This window comes from Stenotrophomonas sp. 8(2023) (genome assembly GCF_030345295.1).
GTDB classification, from domain to species: Bacteria; Pseudomonadota; Gammaproteobacteria; order Xanthomonadales; family Xanthomonadaceae; genus Stenotrophomonas; species Stenotrophomonas muris.
Window position 1 is genome coordinate 4,126,726 of the sequence record NZ_CP128404.1, and the last position, 19,682, is coordinate 4,146,407.

23 protein-coding genes and 2 tRNA genes are annotated in these 19,682 nt (G+C 66.4%); 8 read left to right on the forward strand and 17 right to left on the reverse strand.

Annotated elements, in window-relative coordinates:
- Entirely contained in the window at positions 1-2,241 is a 2,241-nt protein-coding gene (locus tag QP609_RS19060) for an ATP-binding protein (RefSeq protein WP_197621414.1), read from the forward strand.
- Between the two features lies 1 nt (position 2,242).
- On the opposite strand, the gene bfr is transcribed toward QP609_RS19060, so the two are convergent.
- The 3 genes from bfr to QP609_RS19075 all read right to left on the reverse strand — a co-directional run bounded on the left by bfr (position 2,243) and on the right by QP609_RS19075 (position 3,794).
- The gene (gene bfr, locus QP609_RS19065; protein WP_005419804.1) at positions 2,243-2,713 is read right to left on the reverse strand and encodes a bacterioferritin; all 471 of its coding nucleotides are present in this window, start codon (positions 2,711-2,713) and stop codon (positions 2,243-2,245) included.
- Between the two features lie 142 nt (positions 2,714-2,855).
- Positions 2,856-3,065, reverse strand: coding sequence for a bacterioferritin-associated ferredoxin (locus QP609_RS19070; RefSeq protein WP_005411309.1), 210 nt, complete (start codon positions 3,063-3,065; stop codon positions 2,856-2,858).
- Between the two features lie 108 nt (positions 3,066-3,173).
- Positions 3,174-3,794, reverse strand: a complete 621-nt coding sequence (locus tag QP609_RS19075) for an RNA pyrophosphohydrolase (RefSeq protein WP_014648660.1) — start codon at positions 3,792-3,794, stop codon at positions 3,174-3,176.
- A gap of 121 nt (positions 3,795-3,915) precedes the next feature.
- Here QP609_RS19075 and QP609_RS19080 point away from each other — a divergent pair.
- A tRNA-Met gene (locus tag QP609_RS19080) sits at positions 3,916-3,992 on the forward strand.
- Between the two features lie 55 nt (positions 3,993-4,047).
- Positions 4,048-4,122, forward strand: a tRNA-Gln gene (locus QP609_RS19085).
- Between the two features lie 323 nt (positions 4,123-4,445).
- Here QP609_RS19085 and rpsI read toward each other — a convergent pair.
- Together rpsI and rplM are read right to left on the reverse strand one after the other, a co-directional pair.
- Entirely contained in the window at positions 4,446-4,838 is a 393-nt protein-coding gene (gene rpsI / locus QP609_RS19090) for a 30S ribosomal protein S9 (RefSeq protein WP_005411311.1), read from the reverse strand.
- A 2-nt stretch (positions 4,839-4,840) separates the two neighbouring features.
- Positions 4,841-5,269, reverse strand: a complete 429-nt coding sequence (gene rplM, locus QP609_RS19095) for a 50S ribosomal protein L13 (RefSeq protein ID WP_005414692.1) — start codon at positions 5,267-5,269, stop codon at positions 4,841-4,843.
- A gap of 196 nt (positions 5,270-5,465) precedes the next feature.
- Between rplM and coq7 the strand changes: the two genes are divergently transcribed.
- Positions 5,466-6,110: a 2-polyprenyl-3-methyl-6-methoxy-1,4-benzoquinone monooxygenase gene (coq7, locus tag QP609_RS19100; RefSeq protein ID WP_049440046.1), complete on the forward strand. Its 645-nt coding sequence runs from the start codon at positions 5,466-5,468 to the stop codon at positions 6,108-6,110.
- 82 nt (positions 6,111-6,192) lie between these two features.
- On the opposite strand, the gene sugE is transcribed toward coq7, so the two are convergent.
- On the reverse strand, positions 6,193-6,513 hold the full coding sequence (sugE, locus tag QP609_RS19105; protein WP_005419816.1) for a quaternary ammonium compound efflux SMR transporter SugE: 321 nt from the start codon (positions 6,511-6,513) through the stop codon (positions 6,193-6,195).
- A 167-nt stretch (positions 6,514-6,680) separates the two neighbouring features.
- Positions 6,681-7,475 carry an adenosylmethionine decarboxylase gene (speD, locus tag QP609_RS19110; RefSeq protein WP_014648662.1) on the reverse strand — a complete coding sequence of 265 codons (795 nt, stop codon included), beginning with the start codon at positions 7,473-7,475 and terminating at the stop codon, positions 6,681-6,683.
- Between the two features lie 149 nt (positions 7,476-7,624).
- On the opposite strand from speD, the gene crp reads away from it, so the two are divergent.
- On the forward strand, positions 7,625-8,314 hold the full coding sequence (gene crp, locus QP609_RS19115; RefSeq protein WP_010482649.1) for a cAMP-activated global transcriptional regulator CRP: 690 nt from the start codon (positions 7,625-7,627) through the stop codon (positions 8,312-8,314).
- A gap of 62 nt (positions 8,315-8,376) precedes the next feature.
- Positions 8,377-9,138: a sulfite exporter TauE/SafE family protein gene (locus QP609_RS19120; RefSeq protein ID WP_010482650.1), complete on the forward strand. Its 762-nt coding sequence runs from the start codon at positions 8,377-8,379 to the stop codon at positions 9,136-9,138.
- A 112-nt stretch (positions 9,139-9,250) separates the two neighbouring features.
- Here QP609_RS19120 and QP609_RS19125 read toward each other — a convergent pair whose 3' ends face one another.
- The 10 genes from QP609_RS19125 to QP609_RS19170 form a co-directional block, all read right to left on the reverse strand.
- Entirely contained in the window at positions 9,251-9,967 is a 717-nt protein-coding gene (locus QP609_RS19125) for a haloacid dehalogenase-like hydrolase (protein WP_005419826.1), read from the reverse strand.
- On the reverse strand, positions 9,964-10,758 hold the full coding sequence (trpC, locus tag QP609_RS19130; protein ID WP_008264665.1) for an indole-3-glycerol phosphate synthase TrpC: 795 nt from the start codon (positions 10,756-10,758) through the stop codon (positions 9,964-9,966). The genes QP609_RS19125 and trpC overlap by 4 nt, the downstream gene beginning before the upstream one ends.
- 74 nt (positions 10,759-10,832) lie before the next feature.
- The gene (gene trpD / locus QP609_RS19135) at positions 10,833-11,864 is read right to left on the reverse strand and encodes an anthranilate phosphoribosyltransferase (RefSeq protein ID WP_032960711.1); all 1,032 of its coding nucleotides are present in this window, start codon (positions 11,862-11,864) and stop codon (positions 10,833-10,835) included.
- Between the two features lie 16 nt (positions 11,865-11,880).
- Positions 11,881-12,468, reverse strand: a complete 588-nt coding sequence (locus tag QP609_RS19140) for an aminodeoxychorismate/anthranilate synthase component II (protein ID WP_014648668.1) — start codon at positions 12,466-12,468, stop codon at positions 11,881-11,883.
- A gap of 2 nt (positions 12,469-12,470) precedes the next feature.
- The gene (locus QP609_RS19145; protein WP_014648669.1) at positions 12,471-13,250 is read right to left on the reverse strand and encodes an SIMPL domain-containing protein; all 780 of its coding nucleotides are present in this window, start codon (positions 13,248-13,250) and stop codon (positions 12,471-12,473) included.
- Between the two features lie 67 nt (positions 13,251-13,317).
- Positions 13,318-14,793, reverse strand: coding sequence for an anthranilate synthase component I (gene trpE, locus QP609_RS19150; protein ID WP_197621415.1), 1,476 nt, complete (start codon positions 14,791-14,793; stop codon positions 13,318-13,320).
- 299 nt (positions 14,794-15,092) lie between these two features.
- Positions 15,093-16,022, reverse strand: a complete 930-nt coding sequence (gene yegS / locus QP609_RS19155; protein WP_014648671.1) for a lipid kinase YegS — start codon at positions 16,020-16,022, stop codon at positions 15,093-15,095.
- Positions 16,023-16,246: 224 nt separating this feature from the next.
- Positions 16,247-16,729 (reverse strand): GNAT family N-acetyltransferase, encoded by a 483-nt coding sequence (locus QP609_RS19160; protein ID WP_046432872.1) that lies wholly within the window; start codon positions 16,727-16,729, stop codon positions 16,247-16,249.
- Between the two features lie 58 nt (positions 16,730-16,787).
- Positions 16,788-17,462 carry a ribulose-phosphate 3-epimerase gene (gene rpe / locus QP609_RS19165; RefSeq protein WP_040006972.1) on the reverse strand — a complete coding sequence of 225 codons (675 nt, stop codon included), beginning with the start codon at positions 17,460-17,462 and terminating at the stop codon, positions 16,788-16,790.
- 57 nt (positions 17,463-17,519) lie between these two features.
- A complete protein-coding gene (locus tag QP609_RS19170; protein ID WP_171954949.1) occupies positions 17,520-17,849 on the reverse strand; it encodes a DnaJ domain-containing protein in 330 nt (109 codons plus the stop codon).
- 144 nt (positions 17,850-17,993) lie between these two features.
- Here QP609_RS19170 and QP609_RS19175 point away from each other — a divergent pair, with 144 nt between their 5' ends.
- Together QP609_RS19175 and QP609_RS19180 are read left to right on the forward strand one after the other, a co-directional pair.
- Positions 17,994-18,920 (forward strand): phosphoribosylaminoimidazolesuccinocarboxamide synthase, encoded by a 927-nt coding sequence (locus QP609_RS19175; protein ID WP_197621416.1) that lies wholly within the window; start codon positions 17,994-17,996, stop codon positions 18,918-18,920.
- A 146-nt stretch (positions 18,921-19,066) separates the two neighbouring features.
- Complete coding sequence (locus QP609_RS19180) at positions 19,067-19,552, forward strand: Mpo1-like protein (protein ID WP_014648674.1); 486 nt, start codon at positions 19,067-19,069, stop codon at positions 19,550-19,552.
- Positions 19,553-19,682 lie beyond the last annotated feature (130 nt).

A 19,682-nucleotide genomic window follows, 5' to 3' on the forward strand; every position in this document is an offset into this window, starting at 1 on the left:
GTGCCGCTGTGGGGCGTGCTGCTGGTTGCCCTTGCTGCGGCCGCCATCGCGCTGCTGCTGTTGGGCCTGCGCCTGCGCGCGCGCAACCATGCGCTGGCCCAGCTGCAGCGCACGCACAGTGCGCTGGCCGCCGAACGCGACCAGCTTCGCCATACCACCGAACGCCAGGGCCAGCTGGAGCAACAGCTGCTGCAGGCCAAGCAGGCCGCCGAGGCGGCCGTGCTGGCCAAGGGCGAGTTCCTGGCCACGATGAGCCACGAGATACGCACCCCGCTCAACGGCATCCTGCCGATGCTGGAGCTGATCGCACGCGGGCCGCTGGGCGAAGACCAGCGGCAGATGCTGGCCACCGCCTCGGCCAGTTCGCAACAGCTGCTGCGCATCGTCGACGACATCCTCGACTACTCCCGGCTGGAAGCGCAGGCGCTGGAACTGGAGATCACCAGCTTCAACCTGCGCGACCTGCTCGATGGCGTGGTACAGCTGATGCAGCGGGCCGCCGACGCCAAGGGCCTGGCCCTGGGCCTGCAACTGGATCCATCGGTGCGCCTGCCGGTGCGCGGCGACCCGGTGCGCCTGCGCCAGGTGCTGAGCAACCTGCTGGCCAACGCCATCAAGTTCACCGCCCGCGGCCAGGTGCAGCTGCGCGTGCTGCGCCTGGGTGAAAGTGCCGCGCAGCACCAGCTGCGCTTCGAGATCATCGATACCGGCATCGGCATCGACGACGCGCTGCAGGCGCGCCTGTTCCAGTCCTTCAGCCAGGCCGACGCATCCACCACCCGCATCTATGGTGGCACCGGCCTGGGCCTGGCCATCTGCAAGCGCATCATCGACCTGATGCACGGGCACATCGGCGTGCACTCCACGCCGGGCCAGGGCGCAACCTTCTGGTTCGAGATCCCGCTGCTGAAGGTCGCTGGCGACCTGCCGGCGATGGCGCGCGCACCGGCACCGCTGCTGCTGTTCAGTGCCGATGCAACGCTGCAGGCACGTATCGAGCGCATCGCCGCCCACCATGGGCTGCAGGTGCAGGTGCTGGCACAGCTGGATGCCGTGGTCGAGCGCCTGCGCGCTCCCGCGCGGCCCGGACAACCGGCACCGGCATGGCTGCTGGTCGATGCCCGCGCACGCCGCAACGGTGAGGCCACGCTGCAGCTGGCGCTGAGTGAACGTGATGACGACGATGCGCTGCAGGTGCTGTGGCTGCAGGAGGGCGCACTTCCACAACGCCAGCGCCAGCGCCAGCTGCCCCCGCACTTCGACGATGCGGCCCTGCATGCACTGCTGGCTGCACCGGTCGCCCCCGCCCGCCCCGCTGCGCTGCTGGCCAGCGCGGACAACGAGCAACCGGCTGCCACGCTGCCGCCGTTGCATCTGCGTGTGCTGCTGGTGGAGGACAATACGGTCAACCGGATGGTCGCCGAACAACTGCTGCGCGTGTTCCAGTGCGAAGTGCGCAACGCCGCCGATGGCGAGCAGGCGCTGGCCGCCCTCCGCGAAGGCGGCGTGGACATCGTGTTGATGGATTGCCAGATGCCGGTGCTGGACGGCTACGCCGCCACGCGCCGCTGGCGCGCCGAAGAAGTGGAGACCGGGCGCGCGCGCCTGCCGATCATCGCCATGACCGCCAACGCCATGGCCGGTGACCGCGAGCGCTGCCTGCAGGCGGGCATGGACGATTACCTGTCCAAGCCGATCGCGCGCGCCACGCTGCATGCGCTGCTGCTGCGTTGGGGTGGCGGCAAAGCTGCATCACCTGGACGACTTTCTGTGGAGCCGTCTGTAGAGCCGAGCCATGCTCGGCTGACGGCCAGTGGCACTCCCACTCCATCAGCCGAGCATGGCTCGGCTCTACAGGAGACGACAAGCCAAGCCGCGCCGAAACCGGTGATCGACCGCGACGTACTGGATGAACTGCACACCGTGATCGGCGACGCTGCCACCCAGATCGTCATGGTCTTTCTTGAAGATGCGCCGGTGATGGTGCAGCAGTTGCAGCTGGCCGCGCAGAACGGCGATGAGCTGCGCTTGCAGGCCACAGCGCACAGCCTGAAGTCATCGAGTGCAAACGTCGGCGCATTGTCGCTGTCGGCGATCGCGCAGCGGATCGAGCACGAAGCCCGTAGTGGCAGCCTGCAGCGCCCCGCAGTGGCGGTGGCGCTGCTGGTTGCGGAATTCGCCCGGGCGCGCGTTGCACTGACGGGCTACCTGGCACAGCACCGCGCCGGCCAGGGCAGCTGACTCACTCTTCCAGCTTGCTCAGCAGGTACTTCGGCTCGCCGATACGCTCGATCAGGTCCAGCTGGGTTTCCAGCCAGTCGATGTGCTCCTCTTCCGAATCGAGGATCTTCACGAACAGCTGGCGGCTGACGTAGTCGCCAACCGAATCGGAATAGGCCACGGCCTCGCGCAGGGTGACCACGCCATCGCGTTCCAGCGACAGGTCGCACTGCAGGATCTCGGTCGGGTTCTCGCCGATGCGCAGCTTGCCCAGCGCCTGGAAATTCGGCAGGCCTTCGAGGAACAGGATGCGGTCGGCGAGCATGTCGGCATGCTTCATCTCGTCGATCGATTCCTTGTACTCGTGTTCGGCCAGTTCCTTGATGCCCCAGTTCTTCAGCATCTTGGCGTGCAGGAAGTACTGGTTGATCGCGGTCAGCTCGTTGTAGAGGACCTTGTTGAGGAATTCGATGACCTTGGTGTCGCCCTTCATGGGGGTGCTCCTGCACGCTGAAAACGCAGGCACTTTAACGCCTCGCGTGCGCTCGTGAAGGAACGCGAATCGTGCGCATTGGCCTGCGCGGCCGAAGGTGAAGGATGCGAAAGCGCGGCGTCAACGCGCCGCGAAAAGGCGATCAGGCGACCTGCGCCAGGCCCAATACCGGCAGCGGCAGATCGTGGGTCGCACGTGCCTTGGCCAGCAGGTCGCCGGCCATGTCCAGGCAGGAACCGCAGGTGGCACCACAACCGGTACGCATGGTCAGTTCGGCCACCGTGCTGACGCCATGGCTGGCGGCTTCGCGGATCTGGTGGTCGGTGACTCCGTTGCAGATGCAGACGTACACAGGCGGGAACCGGGCTGACAGGCCAGAAGCGGCCTGGTGGCTATTCCAATGGAAACGAGAATGGTTGTCAATCAGAGACCTGAACCATTCTCGATACCGTTCAGCCGGTCAGCTGGCCGGGCCGTCGCCCGTGACCTTCTTCGGCCAGTACCCTCGGGTCCGCGGGCGCTTGCGCGGGCGGTCGTGCCCGGCGGTGTGGCCCGGCATCCAGGCCTCGGCGGCGCTCTTGGGCATGGCGGTGACGCCCTGCCCGGCCACGCCGCGCGCCAGTGGCGCCAGGTGTCGCAGGGCACGCGCATAGACGCCGCGTTTGAACATCACCACGTGCTCTACCGGGTACCAGAAGTCGACCCAGCGCCAGTGGTCGAACTCGGGCGAGTCGGTGTGGTCCAGCGTCACGTGGGATTCGTCGCCGGTCAGGCGCAGCAGGAACCAGACCTGTTTCTGGCCGATGCAGACCTGCCGCTCGTTGCGGCGGATGGCCCGCGCCGGCAGCTTGTAGCGCAGCCAGCCGGGCGTGGCCCCGAGCACTTCCACATGCTCAGGCAGCAGGCCGGTCTCTTCCTGCAGTTCACGATACATGGCCTCGACAGGCGTCTCGTCGGTGTTCATGCCACCCTGCGGGAACTGCCAGCCATCCCGGCGCACGCGTCGTGCCCAGAACACCTGGCCGTCCTGCCGCATCAGCACGATGCCGACGTTCGGTCGATAGCCGTCCGGATCGATCACGATGCGGACTCCTAAGAAAATCTACTGGTCGGGACTATCCCATGCCCTCTGTCGGCCCACAAGCACGACACAAAAGTGTTGACAGGGTCGATACACATCCGCAGAATAGCGGGCTCACCAAGGCTATGTAGCTCAGCCGGTTAGAGCACAGCACTCATAATGCTGGGGTCGGTGGTTCGAGTCCACCCATAGCCACCACACTGAAAATCAAGTTGTTTTTCAGTGTGAAAAGTGAGAAAATAGTCGCACGTTTTGCCCCGTCGCCAAGCGGTAAGGCACCTGACTCTGACTCAGGCATTCGGTGGTTCGAATCCATCCGGGGCAGCCAAATTAAAAGCAAAAGGCCAGATCGAAAGATCTGGCCTTTTGCTTTTAATTTGGTCGCGCATCCCACCTTATCCCCGCGCCTGTCGGCGCGCCCCCTTGAACATCAAGGGGGCTCTTCTCCAGAGAGAGGCCCGGGGTCGGATCCTTTTCCAAAGGAGAAGGCTCTGACCCCACCCCTTCCGAGATGCGAAACCCCGGGTAGTGCCGGCCGCTGGCCGGCAACCACGAAATGCCTGACTCCAAAACGACAAAAGCCCGGCCGAAGCCGGGCTTTTGCTTTTCCAACCAGCGGGCTCCCGCAGGAGCCCAACCAGGCGCGGTAAATCAGCGCTTGGAGAACTGGGTGGCGCGGCGGGCCTTGTGCAGACCGACCTTCTTACGCTCGACTTCACGGGCGTCACGGGTCATGAAGCCGGCCTTGCGCAGCTCGGACTTCAGGGTTTCGTCGTACTCGACCAGCGCACGGGCGATGCCCAGGCGGATCGCACCGGCCTGGCCGGTGGTGCCGCCGCCAGCGGCGGTGACCAGGATGTCGAAGCTTTCGGTGTTCTTGGTCAGCTCGAGCGGCTGGCGCACGATCATGCGCGCGGTCTCACGACCGAAGAACTCGTCCAGCGGACGACCATTGACGGTGATGTTGCCCGAACCCTTGCGCAGGAACACGCGAGCGGTGGAGGACTTGCGGCGGCCAGTGCCGTAGTTTTGAGTGATAGCCATGATTAGATATCCAGAACCTGCGGCTGCTGTGCGGCGTGCGGATGCTCAGTGCCGGCGTAGACCTTGAGCTTGCGGTACATCTGGCGACCCAGCGGGCCCTTCGGCAGCATGCCCTTCACGGCGATCTCGATCACGCGCTCCGGGTGGCGCTCCAGCGCCTGGGCCAGGGATTCGGTCTTCAGGTTGCCGATGTAGCCGGTGAAACGGTGATACATCTTGTCCTGCAGCTTCTTGCCGGTGACGGCAATCTTTTCTGCATTGATGACGACCAGGTAGTCGCCGGTATCAACGTGGGGGGTGTAGACCGGCTTGTGCTTGCCGCGCAGACGGCGGGCCAGCTCGGTGGCGAGACGGCCCAGGGTCTTGCCCTCGGCGTCGACGAGGTACCAGTCGCGCTGGACGGTCTCGTTCTTGGCAGTGAAAGTGCTCATGAAGAACTCTAGGTTAGGTCGGGCTCATTGCGGCGAAGGACTCGCCGGAACTCTGCCACGCGTTGTGAAAGGTGAAGCGCAAGAGGCGGGATTGTACGCAGGTCACGCCCTCGGTGCAAGCTGGCCCTGCCCCGGGTTGGCAGGGGAGCGGGGGCGGGCGAGAATCGGCGGGTCTCCCGCCCCACCGCGTGCCGCCATGACCGTGCTCCGCCAGACCACCCCGCTGGACCACCTGCTGACCGAGGCGCAGCGCGCCCTGGACACGGTGTTCGGCAACCCTCCGGCGGCCCGCCCCTACCCGGCCGCAGGCACCGGCGAGCCGGGCATGGGCCGCGCCGAGCGCCGCCACGCCGCGGGGCTGATGCGGATCAACCATGTCGGCGAGGTCTGCGCACAGGGCCTGTACTTCGGCCAGGCGGCCGTGGCCCGCGACCCGGCCACCCGTGAACACCTGCTGGAAGCGGCCCAGGAAGAGACCGATCACCTGGCCTGGTGCGCGACCCGGCTGGATGAACTGGACAGCCGCCCGAGCCTGTTCAATCCGCTGTGGTACGCCGGCAGCTACACCATCGGCACCCTGGCGGGTCTGCGCGGCGACGGCTGGAACCTGGGCTTCGTGGTTGAAACCGAGCGCCAGGTGGAAGCCCATCTGGACGAGCACCTGGTCGACCTGCCGGCCGGCGATCTGCGCAGCCGCGCGGTCATCCAGGTGATGAAGGAGGACGAGGCCCGCCATGCGGAGCACGCCGAACAGGCCGGCGCACGCCGCCTGCCGTTCCCGATCCCGGGCGCGATGGCGCTGGCTTCCAGGGTGATGAAGACCATCGCCTACCGCATTTGAAGGGTCGCCCGCACCAACGGTGCGGGCCTACCAGGAGGTGCGGGGGGCGACGGTGGGGCCCGACCGTTGGTCGGGCCATCAATCAGTTGGGCGAGACCAGCTTCAGGCCGATCACACCGGCTACGATCAGGCCCACGCAGGCCAGGCGGGCCGGCGACGCACTGTCGTTGAACAGATAGATGCCCAGCACCGCCACGCCCATGGCGCCGATGCCGGTCCAGATCGCGTAGGCGGTGCCGACCGGGATGCTCTTCATCGCCTGGCTCATCAGGTACAGGCTGATCAGGGCGGACACCACCGTGGCAACGGTGGGCAGGGGTTTGCTGAAGCCTTCGGAGTACTTCATTCCGAGGGCGAAACCGATCTCGAACAGGCCGGCCAGCAGCAGATAGATCCAGGGCATGGGTGGGGGCTCCTTACCTTTTTGGGAAAAACGAAACGGCCCGGTGTTTTCACACCGGGCCGTGGGTCGGTACATCACCGTGGAACTGTAACGCGTGCGGGGCACTGGTTCCACGGGGCGGGTCGTCCCGCCTGGGCGGCGATGCCTGCGGGCATCGCACATGGGGCTTACTCGGACAGGTTCCGGCCGTGGAACAGCTCTTCGATCTCGCGCTTGAGCAGCGCTTCGATCTTCATGCGTTCCTTGAACGACAGGTTCTTGGCCTTTTCCTCGAACAGGTACTGGTCCAGGTCGAAGTCCTTCAGGTGCATCTTCGTGTGGAAGATGTTTTCCTGGTAGACGTTGACGTCGAACATCTCGTAACGCGACTTGATGTTCTTGGCCAGGAAGTTCTGGATCGAGTTGATCTTGTGATCGATGTAATGCTTCTTGCCCTTCACATCGCGGGTGAAGCCACGGACACGGTAGTCCATGATCACGATGTCCGATTCCAGGCTCTCGATCAGGTAGTTCAGGGCCTTCAGCGGCGAAATGACGCCACAGGTGGCCACGTCGATGTCCGCGCGGAACGTCGCGATGCCTTCCTGCGGATGGGTTTCCGGGTAGGTATGGACAGTGATGTGGCTCTTGTCCATGTGCGCGACCACGGCGTCGGGAATCAGTTCCTTGCCGGCCTGCTTCTTGTCGATCACCGGCTCTTCGGAGATCAGGATGGTCACCGAGGCACCCTGCGGGTCGTAGTCCTGGCGGGCCACGTTCAGGATGTTGGCGCCGATGATCTCGGCGACATCGGTCAAGATTTGAGTCAGCCTGTCGGCGTTGTACTCTTCATCGATGTATTCAATGTAACGCTGACGCTCCTCTTCGGTGCGCGCGTAACACACGTCATAGATGTTGAAGCTCAGCGCCTTGGTGAGGTTGTTGAAACCCTGCAGCCTCAGGCGAGGCAACGGCTTGACCACGGCGGTCGATTCCTGTGTAAGAAGGGAAAGGGGGAATTATGGGGCAAACTGCCCCCGGGGGGAACGTGAAGACGCAAGAGTTCTGGCACACTGTTTGCCCTTAACAATTGCGCTGGTTAAGCTCCGCTATCGACCCCGTGAATCCGTTCATGCGCAGAGGGAGCGCCCCTATCGTGTCAACCGTGCGCCTAGCTAGCAGTCCACTGGCCCTGGATATCGCCACAATCGATCGTTTCCTGGCGCACAGCCACAGGCGGCGATATCCCACCCGTACCGACGTCTTCCGACCCGGTGACCCGGCGGGAACCCTGTATTACGTCATCAGCGGCTCGGTTTCGATCATGGCCGAGGAAGATGACGATCGCGAGCTTGTGCTGGGCTACTTCGGTGCCGGCGAGTTCGTCGGCGAGATGGGCCTGTTCGTCGAATCGGACCGCCGCGAGGTGATCCTGCGGACCCGTACCGCCTGCGAGCTGGCTGAAATCAGCTACGAGCGCCTGCATCAGCTGTTCCTCGGCCCGCTGTCGGCCGACGCCCCGCGCCTGCTGTACGCGCTGGGCCAGCAGATCTCCAAGCGCCTGCTCGACACCAGCCGCAAGGCCAGCCGCCTGGCATTCCTGGACGTTACCGACCGGATCGTGCGCACCCTGCACGACCTGGCGCAGGAACCGGAGGCGATGAGCCATCCGCAGGGCAGCCAGCTGCGCGTCTCCCGCCAGGAGCTGGCACGCCTGGTCGGCTGCTCGCGGGAAATGGCCGGCCGCGTGCTGAAGAAGCTGCAGACCGACGGCCTGCTGCATGCCCGTGGCAAGACCGTGGTGCTGTACGGCACCCGTTGACCGTTGAGCACCCGGTGGGTGCGGACCTTGGTCCGCACTCCTTCGCGCGCTAGGCTCGGGGCATGGAACTGAGCAGCGAATTCTGGTGGTTCATCCTCATCGGCCTGGGCGCACAGCTGGTCGACGGCGCGCTGGGCATGGCGTTCGGCCTGGTGTCTTCGTCGGTGATGCTGAGCATGGGCCTGCCCCCGGCGCAGGTCAGCGCCAGCATCCACACCGCTGAAGTGTTCACCACTGGCGCCTCGGGTGTGTCGCACCTCGCAGCCGGGAATGTCGATAAGCGCCTGTTCCTGCGCCTGGCCCTGCCTGGCGCGGTGGGCGGTGCCGTGGGCGCGTACGTGCTCACGCAGATCCCGGGCGAGATCATCCGGCCACTGATCTACCTGTACCTGCTGGTGCTGGCGATCATCATCCTCGCCCGCGCGGCCGGACGCTGGATGCCCAAGGGCGAGATCCGCCGGGTACCGGTGCTGGGCTTCTTCGCGGGCCTGCTCGACGCCAGCGGTGGCGGCGGCTGGGGGCCGATCGCCACGTCCACCCTGCTCGCCCGGGGTGGCCAGGCGCGCACCACGATCGGCACGGTCAATGCGGCGGAGTTCGTGGTCACGCTGACGGTGTCGGCGACCTTCCTGCTGTCGATGGGGGTGCAGCACCTGCAGATCGTCGCCGGCCTGCTGATCGGCGGCATGATGGCCGCGCCGGTAGCCGCCATCCTGGTCAAGCGGGTGAAGGAGCGCTGGGTGCTGGTGGCCGTCGGCGTGCTGGTGCTGGGGATCAGCCTGTTCCAGATTGGCCACGCGGTGTACGGGCACCTGTACCGCTGAGCGTTTGCCGGCCAGCGGCCGGCACTACCGGGACAGAGAAGCGCCGGCACAACCGCGACGGAGAAGGGTAGTGCCGGCCGCTGGCCGGCAGATCCATCACCGTGCGGCGGGATCAGGCCTTGTCGCCACCGCGGTCCACGCAACCCCAGTTGAGGATGCGGGTGCCCGCCGGCAGCACGCGGCGGAAGAACGCCACCCGGCCCGGCTTCGGGTTCACCACTACCGGCGCCTTGGCTGCCAGCAGCAGCGGCAGGTCGGCGGTGCTGTCGGAATAGGCGATATCGATGTCGCCGTAGCCGCGCTCACGCAGCATGCGCATCTTCTCTTCATTGTGGCAGTGGCGGGTCGGGCCGACGCCGCCCAGCCGTGGGCCGACCTCGGTGCCGATCACCGGTACGTCCTGGTGGGCCACGAAAGCCAGGATCGCGCGCGCCAGCTCCGGCGGCGCACCTGTGGCAACCACCACGCGGTCGCCCTTGGCGCGGTGCGCGGCGAACACCTCCAGCGCCTGCGGCAGCAGCTTGGCGCGCATCTGCGCCTGGTTGCGCAGCACATAGGCGTCGATCACCTTGTTGAAGTCACGCGCACGGTGCAGGCCGAAGCTGCCGATCCACACATAGACCGAGATGCCCGCGCGACGGGTCGGCAGCATCGCCACCATCGGCCCGGCGATCGGCGTGACCAGCAGCGCCGCCAGCATGCGCAGCGGGTTGCGCTTGATCAGCGAGGCGAACAGGTGGGTGCCCGAATCGCCGTCGTACAGGGTGTGGTCGAAGTCGAAGACCACCAGCGGCGCATCCTCGCGCGGCGTTGGATAGTGCGTTGTCATGCCGCGAAGAATAGCTGACGCAGGCCCTCGCCCGGCTCTTCCACGCGCATGAAGGCTTCGCCGACGAGGAAGGCATGGATGCCGGCGTCACGCATCAGCGCCACGTCCTGCGGGCCAAGGATGCCGCTCTCGGTGACCAGCAGGCGGTCACGCGGCACCGCGTTCTGCATGTCCAGCGTGGTCTGCAGCGACACTTCGAACGTGCGCAGGTTGCGGTTGTTGATGCCGATCATCGGCGCCGGCACCTGCAGCGCACGCTCCAGCTCGTCGATGTCGTGCACTTCCACCAGCACGTCCATGCCCAGCGACAGCGCCAGTTCGGACAGCGTGGCCAGCTGGGTGTCGTCCAGCGCGGCGACGATCAGCAGGATGCAGTCGGCGCCCAGCACGCGTGCCTCGTACACCTGGTAGGCGTCGATGACGAAGTCCTTGCGCAGCACCGGCAGCGTGCACGCCTCGCGCGCCTGCTGCAGGTAGGCGTCGGCGCCCTGGAAGAAGTCCACGTCGGTCAGCACCGACAGGCAGCTGGCGCCGCCGAACTCGTAGCTGACGGCGATGTCGGCCGGGCGGAAGTCCGGGCGGATGACGCCCTTGGACGGGCTGGCCTTCTTCACCTCGGCGATCACCGCTGGATCGCCGTTGGCCACCGCCGCCTGCAAGGCGCGCACAAAGCCACGTACCGGCGGGGCGCTGGCCACGGCGGCCTGCAGCGCCTCGAGCGGGCGCTGGGCGCGGCGCTGGGCCACTTCTTCGGCCTTGCGGGCCAGGATCGTCTGCAGGATGTCGCTCATCGTCTTCGGTTCGGTGCGGGGGCGGTGAGGACGGCCATTATCGGCCATCGACGGGGTCAGGCTGAACCGCGCGCTCAGGCAACCAACGCGCGGGTGGTCTCAACATACTGCTGCAGGCGCTGGCGGGCACTGCCGTTGGCGATGGCGGCACGGGCGCGGGCCAGGCCGTCGCCGATGTCGCTGGCCACGCCGGCAACGTACAGGGCGGCGCCGGCATTCAACGCAACGATGTCCAGCGCCGGGCCGGGCTCGTTGTCCAGTACCGCGCGCAGCATCTGGATGGACTGCTCCGGGCTGTCCACGCGCAGGTTGCGGCTGGCCGACATGGCGATGCCGAAGTCCTCCGGGTGGATCTCGAACTCGCGCACCTTGCCGTCGCGCAGTTCGCCCACCAGCGTGCCGGCACCCAGCGAGATCTCGTCCATGTTGTCGCGGCCCCAGACCACCATGGCGCGCTCGGTGCCCAGCTCGCGCAGCACGCGGGCCTGGATGCCCACCAGATCGGGATGGAACACGCCCATCAGCACCGACGGCGCGCTGGCCGGATTGGTCAGCGGGCCGAGGATGTTGAAGATGGTGCGCACGCCCATCTCGCGGCGTACCGGCGCAACGACCTTCATCGAAGGATGGTGGATCGGCGCGAACATGAAACCGATGCCGGTCCGGTCGATGGCGGCGGCCACCTGATCCGGCTGCAGTTCGATCACCGCGCCCAGCGCTTCCAGCGCGTCGGCACTGCCGGACTTGGAAGACACGCTGCGGTTGCCATGCTTGGCCACGCGCGCGCCGGCGGCGGCCGCGACGAACATCGAGCAGGTGGAGATGTTGAACGTGTGCGAGCCATCGCCACCGGTACCGACGATATCAACCAGGTTGGAGGTATCGGCCACCGGCACTGGCCGGGCGAATTCACGCATCACGGTGGCCGCCGCGGCGATCTCGTCCACGGTCTCCTTCTTCACGCGCAGCCCGGTCAGGATCGCCGCGGTCATCATCGGCGAGACGTCGCCGCGCATGATCTGCCGCATCAGGTCGACCATTTCGTCGAAAAAGATTTCGCGGTGTTCGATGGTGCGATGCAGGGCTTCCTGGGGGGAGAAGCTCATGGGAATGCTCCTTGGATCAGGCCGCCGGACGCTGCAGGAAATTGCGCAGCAGGGCGTGGCCGTGTTCGGTGAGGATGGACTCGGGGTGGAACTGCACGCCTTCCACCGGGAACTGGCGGTGGCGCAGGCCCATGATCTCTTCGATCGAGCCGTCGTCGTTCTCGGTCCAGGCAGTCACTTCCAGGCAGTCCGGCAGACTGTTCTTGTCCACCACCAGCGAGTGGTAGCGGGTGGCCTGGTAGCGGTCCGGCAGGCCGGCGAACACGCCCTTGCCTTCATGGCGGATCGGCGAGGTCTTGCCGTGCATGATGTTGCCGGCACGGATGACCGTGCCGCCGTAGACCTGGCCGATGCCCTGGTGGCCCAGGCACACGCCGAGGATCGGCGTGGTCGGGCCCAGGCGCTGGATCAGCTCCAGCGACACGCCCGCTTCGTTGGGCGTGCACGGGCCGGGCGAAATGACAATGCGCTCGGGCTTCTGCGCGGCGATCTCGTCCACGCTCATCGCATCGTTGCGCACCACCTTCACCTCGGCGCCCAGCGTCTGCAGGTACTGCACGAGGTTGTAGGTGAAGCTGTCGTAGTTGTCGATCATCCACAACATGGTCAGGTTCCGTCGCTTATCAGGAAAATGGCGTACACGTTTTCGGTGTAGGTGATGGGGCCGGCTTCAATGGATTCGGGCTCAGCGGGCGCGGGCGCGGAGGCGGGCGCGTAGCTGCCGGTCACCGAGATCCTGTCGAGGTCCCCGCCGTCCTCGCCCTGCTGCGGCCATTGCCCGGCCCGGATGCCGTAGGCGAAGTCCGGCGCCACATCGGAGATGCTGTACAGGCCACGCACTCTTGTTCCATAGGCCTTGGCCAGGCCCTGCGCGGACTCGCGGGTCTGGGCCGCTGCCTCGCCCTTGAGTTCGCGGCGCAGCGCCACTTCGCCCGAATAGGTCGGCGCCAGGCTGCTCACCTGTACGTTCTCGTTGGCCTTCAACGCCCCCAGCACATCCTGCATCGCCTTCACGCTGGCGAAGCTGGCACGCAGTTGGCGCGATACGCGGGTACCGATGAAGACCTGCCGGTTCTGCTCATAGCGCGTGGCCGGGCCGATCCGCAGGTTGTCCGCACGCACGCTGCCCTCCACCGCCTTGTGCTGCTTGAACAGTGCCAGCACGCGGGCAACGTTGTCCTGCACGCGGCGGCGCGCGGCGTCGGCGTCCATGTCGGTCTCTTCGATGTTCAACTGCAGGCCGAACCGGTCCGGCATCACCGTGCGGCTGCCCTGCCCCTTCACCAGCAGGTGCGGCTGCGAGGGAATCGTGTTGGCCTGCGCCCACGCAGACGGGGCCATCGTGGCCAGCAGTGACGACCACAGCAATGCGCTCAGCAGCTTCATGCGGTACTCCTTGTCTTGAATGGGAACAGCGGAAGGTGCCGCGGCGCAGGCCACGGCACGGGGAGGATCACAGGCCCTTGGCGGCCTGGGCGACGGCGCGGAACAGCGCGCGGCCCTTGTTCATCGTCTCGTCCCATTCCTTGTCCGGGTCCGAGTCGTAGACGATGCCGGCACCGGCCTGCACGTACAGGCGGCCATCCTTGATCACCGCGGTGCGGATCGCGATCGCGGTATCGGCATCGCCATGCCAGCCGATGTAGCCGATGCTGCCGGCGTAGACATTGCGCTTGATCGGTTCCAGCTCGCGGATCACTTCCAGCGCGCGGATCTTCGGCGCGCCGCTGACCGTGCCGGCCGGGAAGGTGGCACGCAGCACGTCGGCATAGCTCAGGCCCGGCTGCAGCTGCCCGGTCACTTCGCTGACGATGTGCATCACGTGGCTGTAGCGTTCGATCACGAACTGCTCGCCCACCTCCACGGTACCTGCCTTCGAGACGCGGCCGGCATCGTTGCGGCCGAGGTCGATCAGCATCAGGTGCTCGGCGCGTTCCTTCGGATCTGCCAACAGCTCGGCTTCCAGCGCCAGGTCCAGCTCGGGCGTGGCGCCACGCGGGCGGGTGCCGGCGATCGGGCGCACGGTGACTTCGCCATCCTGAAGGCGTACCAGGATTTCCGGCGATGAACCGACCACCTGCAGGTCGCCGACATCCAGGAAGTACATGTACGGCGACGGGTTCAGTGCACGCAGCGCGCGGTACACATCCACCGGGCGCGCCTTGAACGGCACGCTCAGGCGCTGGCTGAGCACCACCTGGAAGATGTCACCGGCGCGGATGTATTCCTTGCTGCGCTGGACCGCATCGACGAACCCTTCGCGGGTGAAACCGGAGACGAAGTCGGACTCGTCCAGCACGTCGCTGTTGAGCGGCGCCGGATAGCCGGCACCCGGTGCACGCAGCTTCGCAGTCAGGGTATCCAGGCGCGCCTGCGCCTGTTCGAAAGCGCCCTCGACCCGCGGGTCGGCGTGCACGATCAGGTACAGCCGGCCCTTGAGATTGTCGAACACCGCCAGCTCGTTGGAGTCCAGCAGCAGGATGTCCGGCGTGCCCAGCTCATCGCGGCCGGCCGGCGGGGCCAGGCGCGGCTCGATGTAACCGATGCACTCGAAACCGAACCAGCCGACCAGGCCACCGGTGAAGCCCGGCAGGCCTTCCAGCTTCGGCACCGAGTGGGCGCTGCGCAGCGCCTCGACCTCGGCGAACGGGTCGGCCACTTCGCGGGTGTCCACCACCTGGCCGTCTTCGCGCACGGTCAGCGTGTGGCCATGGAAGGCGTACACGCGACGCGCCGGCAGGCCGATGATCGAGTAACGACCAAAGCGCTCGCCGCCTTCGACGGATTCAAACAGGTAGGTATTGGGGCCGTCGGCGAGCTTCAGATAGACCGAAAGCGGCGTGTCCAGGTCGGACAGCACTTCACGGACGACGGGAATATGGGTGTGGCCTTCAGCGGCCTGCTGCTGAAACTGAGCGTGCGAGTTCAAGACGACTTTCCTTCCGGGACACAGCGTTATGGGGGCGGACGACGGCAACGGGCCACCATCGCCACCAACGGCGTGCGGAAGAAAGGGTATGCGGGGTCGTCAGGCTGGACACCCCCTGACTGTATCGCAGCCGGGGCGGGAGGGGAACCCTGGGAAACTGAACCACGGGACGGGCGGGGCCGGCCACGGGAACCAACGACGCGGACCGGTAGAGTCGACTGTTGGTCGACTTGCGCGCGTAGCGCGGGGTTTTACGCCGTCGGAACGAAAAGCAGTCGACCAACAGTCGACTTTACCCCCTACCCGGCCAGCAACGGGCATCCGGTCGGCAGGTGCATCCGCACCCTGCCCGGCACGCACGCGATGCGGAACTGGCGGGCCTGCACCGGTTCGCCGTCCAGGTTGAGGGTCAGCGCCTTCGGTGCGTCGATCTGCAGCCACGGCAGCCGCGCGCGCGTGGCCAGCTGTTCGAGCGCCGCCTGGGTGCCCGACTTCAGCATCTGGCCGAGCGTGGCGGTGACCTCACCTTCCAGTTCCGGAAGCACGGTGACATCCAGCAGCCCATCGTCGATCACGGCCTGCGGGCACAACTGCTGGCCACCGCCGGCCTGCCGGCCATTGCCGATGCCCAGGGCGATGAAGTCGCCTTCCCACGCGAAATCCGGGCCGGACAGCCGCGCGGTGATCGGCTCGATGCGGCCCAGCTTGGCGATGCCGGTGATCACATAGGCCAGCCCGCCCAGCATCTTCTTCAGGCCGGCATCGGTCTCCACCGTCACCTGCGTGCCGAAGCCACCGCTGGCGAGGTTGGCGCACCACCAGGGCGTGCCATCGGCATCCACGCGCAGCAGATCGATGGCACGCGGCGTGGTTTGTCCGATCAACGCAAACGCGCCCTCAGGCTCGGTCGGAATACCCGCAGCCGTGGCGAAATCGTTGGCGGTCCCCATCGGGATCAGCGCCAGCGAGGGCAGCGCATCCGCCGCTTCCTCACGATGCGCCAGGGTTTCGGCCACCGCGCTGAGCGTGCCATCGCCACCGGCGGCAACGATCACGTCCACGCCATGATCGATGGCCTCGGCCACGTAGCGTTCGGCGTCACCGTCCTCCCAGGTCACCCGCACGTCCAGCTGCACGCCCTGCCCGCGCCAATGGCCGACAGCCTCGCGCAGTTCCTCGTTGCCTGCGGATTTGCCATTGAGGATCAGGCGCCAGCGCGGGGTGGTCATGCGGTACTTCCAGGAGGGGGTGGCACAGGCTAGCAATGCGCTGTTTGCCCGCGGTGAATGTCACGCAGGTGTCATTCAGTTGCTGGAGAATGGAAGGCCATAGCAGGGACGATGGATGGAGGCAGGATCAGCCTCCCACGCATGCAGCGAGGCCACGCCAGTGATTGGCGTGGCTTTTTTTTTGCCCAGCAGTAGATCCACGCCAAGCGTGGATGCACGTCATCTCACCCGTTGGCGAAATCGTGCAGCGCCTGGCCCTGCAACCGGTACACGGTCCACTCGTCCTGCGGTTTGGCACCGGCAGCGGTGTAGAACTCGATGGCCGGGGTGTTCCAGTCCAGCACCGACCATTCGAAACGGCCGCAGCCCTCGGCCACGGCCTGGCGCGCGATGTACTTCAGCAGTGCCTTGCCGGCGCCCGCACCGCGCTTTTCCTGGCTGACGTAGAGGTCTTCCAGGTAGATGCCCTTGCGGCCCAGCCAGGTGGAATAGTTGTAGAAATACACCGCATAGCCGATGGCCTCGCCGTCGGCTTCGCAGATCAGTGCGCGTGCCGTGGCATCGGGACCAAACAGGCTCTCGGCGATGCCGATCTCATCGGTCTGCACCGAATGCTCGGCCTTCTCGTAGATGGCCAGCTCGCGGATGAAATGCAGGATCAATCCCGCATCGGCGACGGTGGCCGGGCGGATGTTCAACAGTGCCATGGGCGGAAAAGGGGACGGAGGGGATCAGGCGAGCTTAATCGCCTCCGTCCCCTTTTTGTCAGCGTGCCGCAGCGACGTTGGCGCGCATCTGCGCGATCACATCCTGGTAGCTGGTCCTGGCGTTGAAGATGGCCGAACCGGCGACGAAGGTGTCGGCGCCGGCAGCAGCGATCTCGCCGATGTTGTCGGCCTTCACGCCGCCATCGATCTCCAGGCGGATGTCCTTGCCGCTGGCATCGATCATCTTGCGCACCACGCGCAGCTTGTCCAGCGCCGAGGGGATGAAGGCCTGGCCGCCGAAGCCCGGGTTGACCGACATCAGCAGCACCAGGTCCAGGTCATCCAGCACCCAGTCGAGGATGTCCACCGGAGTGGCCGGATTGAGCACGATGCCCGGCTTGCAGCCCAGCGAGCGGATCAGCTGGATGGTGCGGTGCACGTGGCGGCTCGCCTCCGGGTGGAAGCTGATGTAGGTGGCACCGGCCTCGGCGAAGTCCGGGATGATGCGATCCACCGGCTCGACCATCAGGTGCACGTCGATCGGCGCGGTGACGCCATGCTTGCGCAGCGCCTGGCAGACCATCGGGCCGATGGTCAGGTTCGGCACGTAGTGGTTGTCCATCACGTCGAAGTGGACCCAGTCCGCGCCAGCGGCGAGGACGTTGTCGACTTCCTCGCCGAGGCGGGCGAAGTTGGCGGACAGGATGGAGGGGGCGATGAGGCAGTTGGACATGGCCGGGGCCTTCGGAACGGGGAAAAGGTTCTCCCGCCCGCAGGCGGGACTCTGGAATCAGCGCTTGCGCAGGGTCTTGATGCGGTCGTAGGCGGCATTGATCCGCCGCGACTTCTGCTCGGCCTGCTGCTGCAGCTCGGCGGCGGCACCGCCCAGCTTGTCGGGGTGGTACTGCGAGATCAGCTTGCGGTAGGCGCGCTCGACCTCGGCATCGGTGGCCTCGGAGGTCAGCCCCAGCTCCCGGTACGGGTTCTCCTTGTTCAGGCGGAACCAGTCCGAATCGAAGGCGTGGCCGATCAACAGGCCGACCACCGCGCCGAACAGCGGATTGGGCCGGAACAGCAGGGCGCCGGCGATGAATCCGAGCAGTTTTCCGTACCAGCGCATGGCGCTCCGGGGTCGACCGACGAAATGGACGCTCATTTTACGTCACAGCGGGCCCGGACCGCTTTACACTAGGCCGCCCGCTGGTCAGCGGGCCCGCCGGGTCCGTTGGGCAGCAGCCGTATCGACAACGCCCCAGGAGTGCCCGTGCCAACCACGCTGTTGCAATCCGATCTCCCCGGCCTGCCCTTGCGCCATCGCGGCAAGGTGCGTGATGTGTTCGATATCCCGCGCGAGCGGCTGCCAGCCGGAACCCCGCCGGGCGAGTACCTGCTGATGGTCGCCACCGATCGCCTGTCGGCGTTCGACGTGGTCCTGCCTGACCCGATTCCGGGCAAGGGCGAGATGCTCTGCCAGGTCTCCAACTTCTGGTTCGCCAAGACCGCGCACCTGATGCCCAACCACCTGACCGGCATCGACGTGGCCAGCGTGCTGCCCGGAGGCGTGGACCCAGCCCTGTACGCCAAGCGTGCGGTGGTCACCCGCAAGCTGAAGCCGGTGCCGGTGGAAGCGATCGCCCGCGGCTACCTGATCGGCAGCGGCTGGAAGGACTACCAGCGCACCGGCAAGGTCAGCGGCATCGACCTGCCCGACGGCCTGCGCCAGGCCGAGCAGCTGCCGGAGCCGATCTTCACCCCCTCGACCAAGGCCGCCGTCGGCGACCATGACGAGAACATCGATTTCGATGCGATGGTGAAGCAGGTCGGTGCGGAACTGGCCGAGCGCGTGCGCGACGCCACCCTGCGCATCTACAAGTTCGCGGCCGATTACGCCCGCGAGCGCGGCATCATCCTGGCCGATACCAAGTTCGAGTTCGGTACCGACGCCGATGGCCGCCTGTACATCATGGACGAGATGCTGACGCCGGATTCCTCCCGTTACTGGCCGGCCGACGAATACGAAGTGGGCACCAGCCCGCCGAGCTACGACAAGCAGTTCGTGCGCGATTACCTGGAGACGCTGGACTGGGGCAAGACCGCCCCGGGCCCGAGCATCCCGGCCGAGATCATCGAGCGCACCCGCGCCAAGTACGCCGAGGCGCTGCAGCGCCTGGCCGGGATCAGCGTCGACTGATCCCCCCGCGTCCCCCCGGCCGGAAAGGCGGGGGGCGCTCTGATCGCGGTAGTGCCGGCCGCTGGCCGGCAACCTCGCGAACTCGGCTATGCTCTGGAGTGCCGGCCAGCGGCCGGCACTACCGTTGCCCGAGGAAGCGACGCAGCATGCAGACATCCACCCAGCTTGCGCGGCCGATCGACCGCTATTTCGCCAGCTACTCCGACGACCACCGCAATGTGATCAACCAGCGCATCCACGTGGTGGCGGTCCCGGCGATCCTGTGGTCGGTGGTGGCCCTGCTGTGGTGCCTGCCGCCGCTGATCACCTGGTTCCAGTACGGCATCTGGTCGGCGTTGGCGATGTTCAGCGCGTGGTGCTTCTACAACAAGCTGTCGCGCCCGCTGGGCATCGGCATGCTCATCCAGTTCTTCGTGTTCGGCTGCCTGTGCCGGCTGCTGGAGGCCGAGATCGGCCTGCAGGCCCTGCGCTGGCTGGCGGTGGGCGTGTTCGTGGTGGCCTGGATCGCGCAGTTCATCGGCCACAAATTCGAGGGCCGCAAGCCCAGCTTCCTGACCGACCTGACCTACCTGCTGATCGGCCCGGCCTGGGTGATGGCCAAGTTCTACCGCAAGCTGGACTGGCGCTACTGACCTGGCGGCGGCCGACAGCGGCCGTCGTTTCCTGAACGGGCGGATTCCGTCACCCGTAGTCCACGGGAGCCCTGCCAGCCTGCGCCGGTGATCCGCTCCCCATTGCCCGCCCGTCGACGGCAGCCCCTGT

Bases quoted from the DNA above. Each gene is read 5' to 3' on its own strand.
- bfr (WP_005419804.1), bottom strand. From the start codon at position 2,713: ATGAAGGGCGACACCAAGGTCATCGAATTCCTCAACAAGGTCCTCTAC.
- rpsI (WP_005411311.1), bottom strand. From the start codon at position 4,838: ATGGCTATCACTCAAAACTACGGCACTGGCCGCCGCAAGTCCTCCACC.
- rplM (WP_005414692.1), bottom strand. From the start codon at position 5,269: ATGAGCACTTTCACTGCCAAGAACGAGACCGTCCAGCGCGACTGGTAC.
- coq7 (WP_049440046.1), top strand. From the start codon at position 5,466: ATGACCGTGCTCCGCCAGACCACCCCGCTGGACCACCTGCTGACCGAG.
- sugE (WP_005419816.1), bottom strand. From the start codon at position 6,513: ATGCCCTGGATCTATCTGCTGCTGGCCGGCCTGTTCGAGATCGGTTTC.
- crp (WP_010482649.1), top strand. From the start codon at position 7,625: ATGCGCAGAGGGAGCGCCCCTATCGTGTCAACCGTGCGCCTAGCTAGC.
- QP609_RS19120 (WP_010482650.1), top strand. From the start codon at position 8,377: ATGGAACTGAGCAGCGAATTCTGGTGGTTCATCCTCATCGGCCTGGGC.
- QP609_RS19125 (WP_005419826.1), bottom strand. From the start codon at position 9,967: ATGACAACGCACTATCCAACGCCGCGCGAGGATGCGCCGCTGGTGGTC.
- trpC (WP_008264665.1), bottom strand. From the start codon at position 10,758: ATGAGCGACATCCTGCAGACGATCCTGGCCCGCAAGGCCGAAGAAGTG.
- trpD (WP_032960711.1), bottom strand. From the start codon at position 11,864: ATGAGCTTCTCCCCCCAGGAAGCCCTGCATCGCACCATCGAACACCGC.
- QP609_RS19140 (WP_014648668.1), bottom strand. From the start codon at position 12,468: ATGTTGTGGATGATCGACAACTACGACAGCTTCACCTACAACCTCGTG.
- QP609_RS19145 (WP_014648669.1), bottom strand. From the start codon at position 13,250: ATGAAGCTGCTGAGCGCATTGCTGTGGTCGTCACTGCTGGCCACGATG.
- yegS (WP_014648671.1), bottom strand. From the start codon at position 16,022: ATGACCACCCCGCGCTGGCGCCTGATCCTCAATGGCAAATCCGCAGGC.
- QP609_RS19160 (WP_046432872.1), bottom strand. From the start codon at position 16,729: ATGGCACTGTTGAACATCCGCCCGGCCACCGTCGCCGATGCGGGATTG.
- rpe (WP_040006972.1), bottom strand. From the start codon at position 17,462: ATGTCCAACTGCCTCATCGCCCCCTCCATCCTGTCCGCCAACTTCGCC.
- QP609_RS19170 (WP_171954949.1), bottom strand. From the start codon at position 17,849: ATGCGCTGGTACGGAAAACTGCTCGGATTCATCGCCGGCGCCCTGCTG.
- QP609_RS19180 (WP_014648674.1), top strand. From the start codon at position 19,067: ATGCAGACATCCACCCAGCTTGCGCGGCCGATCGACCGCTATTTCGCC.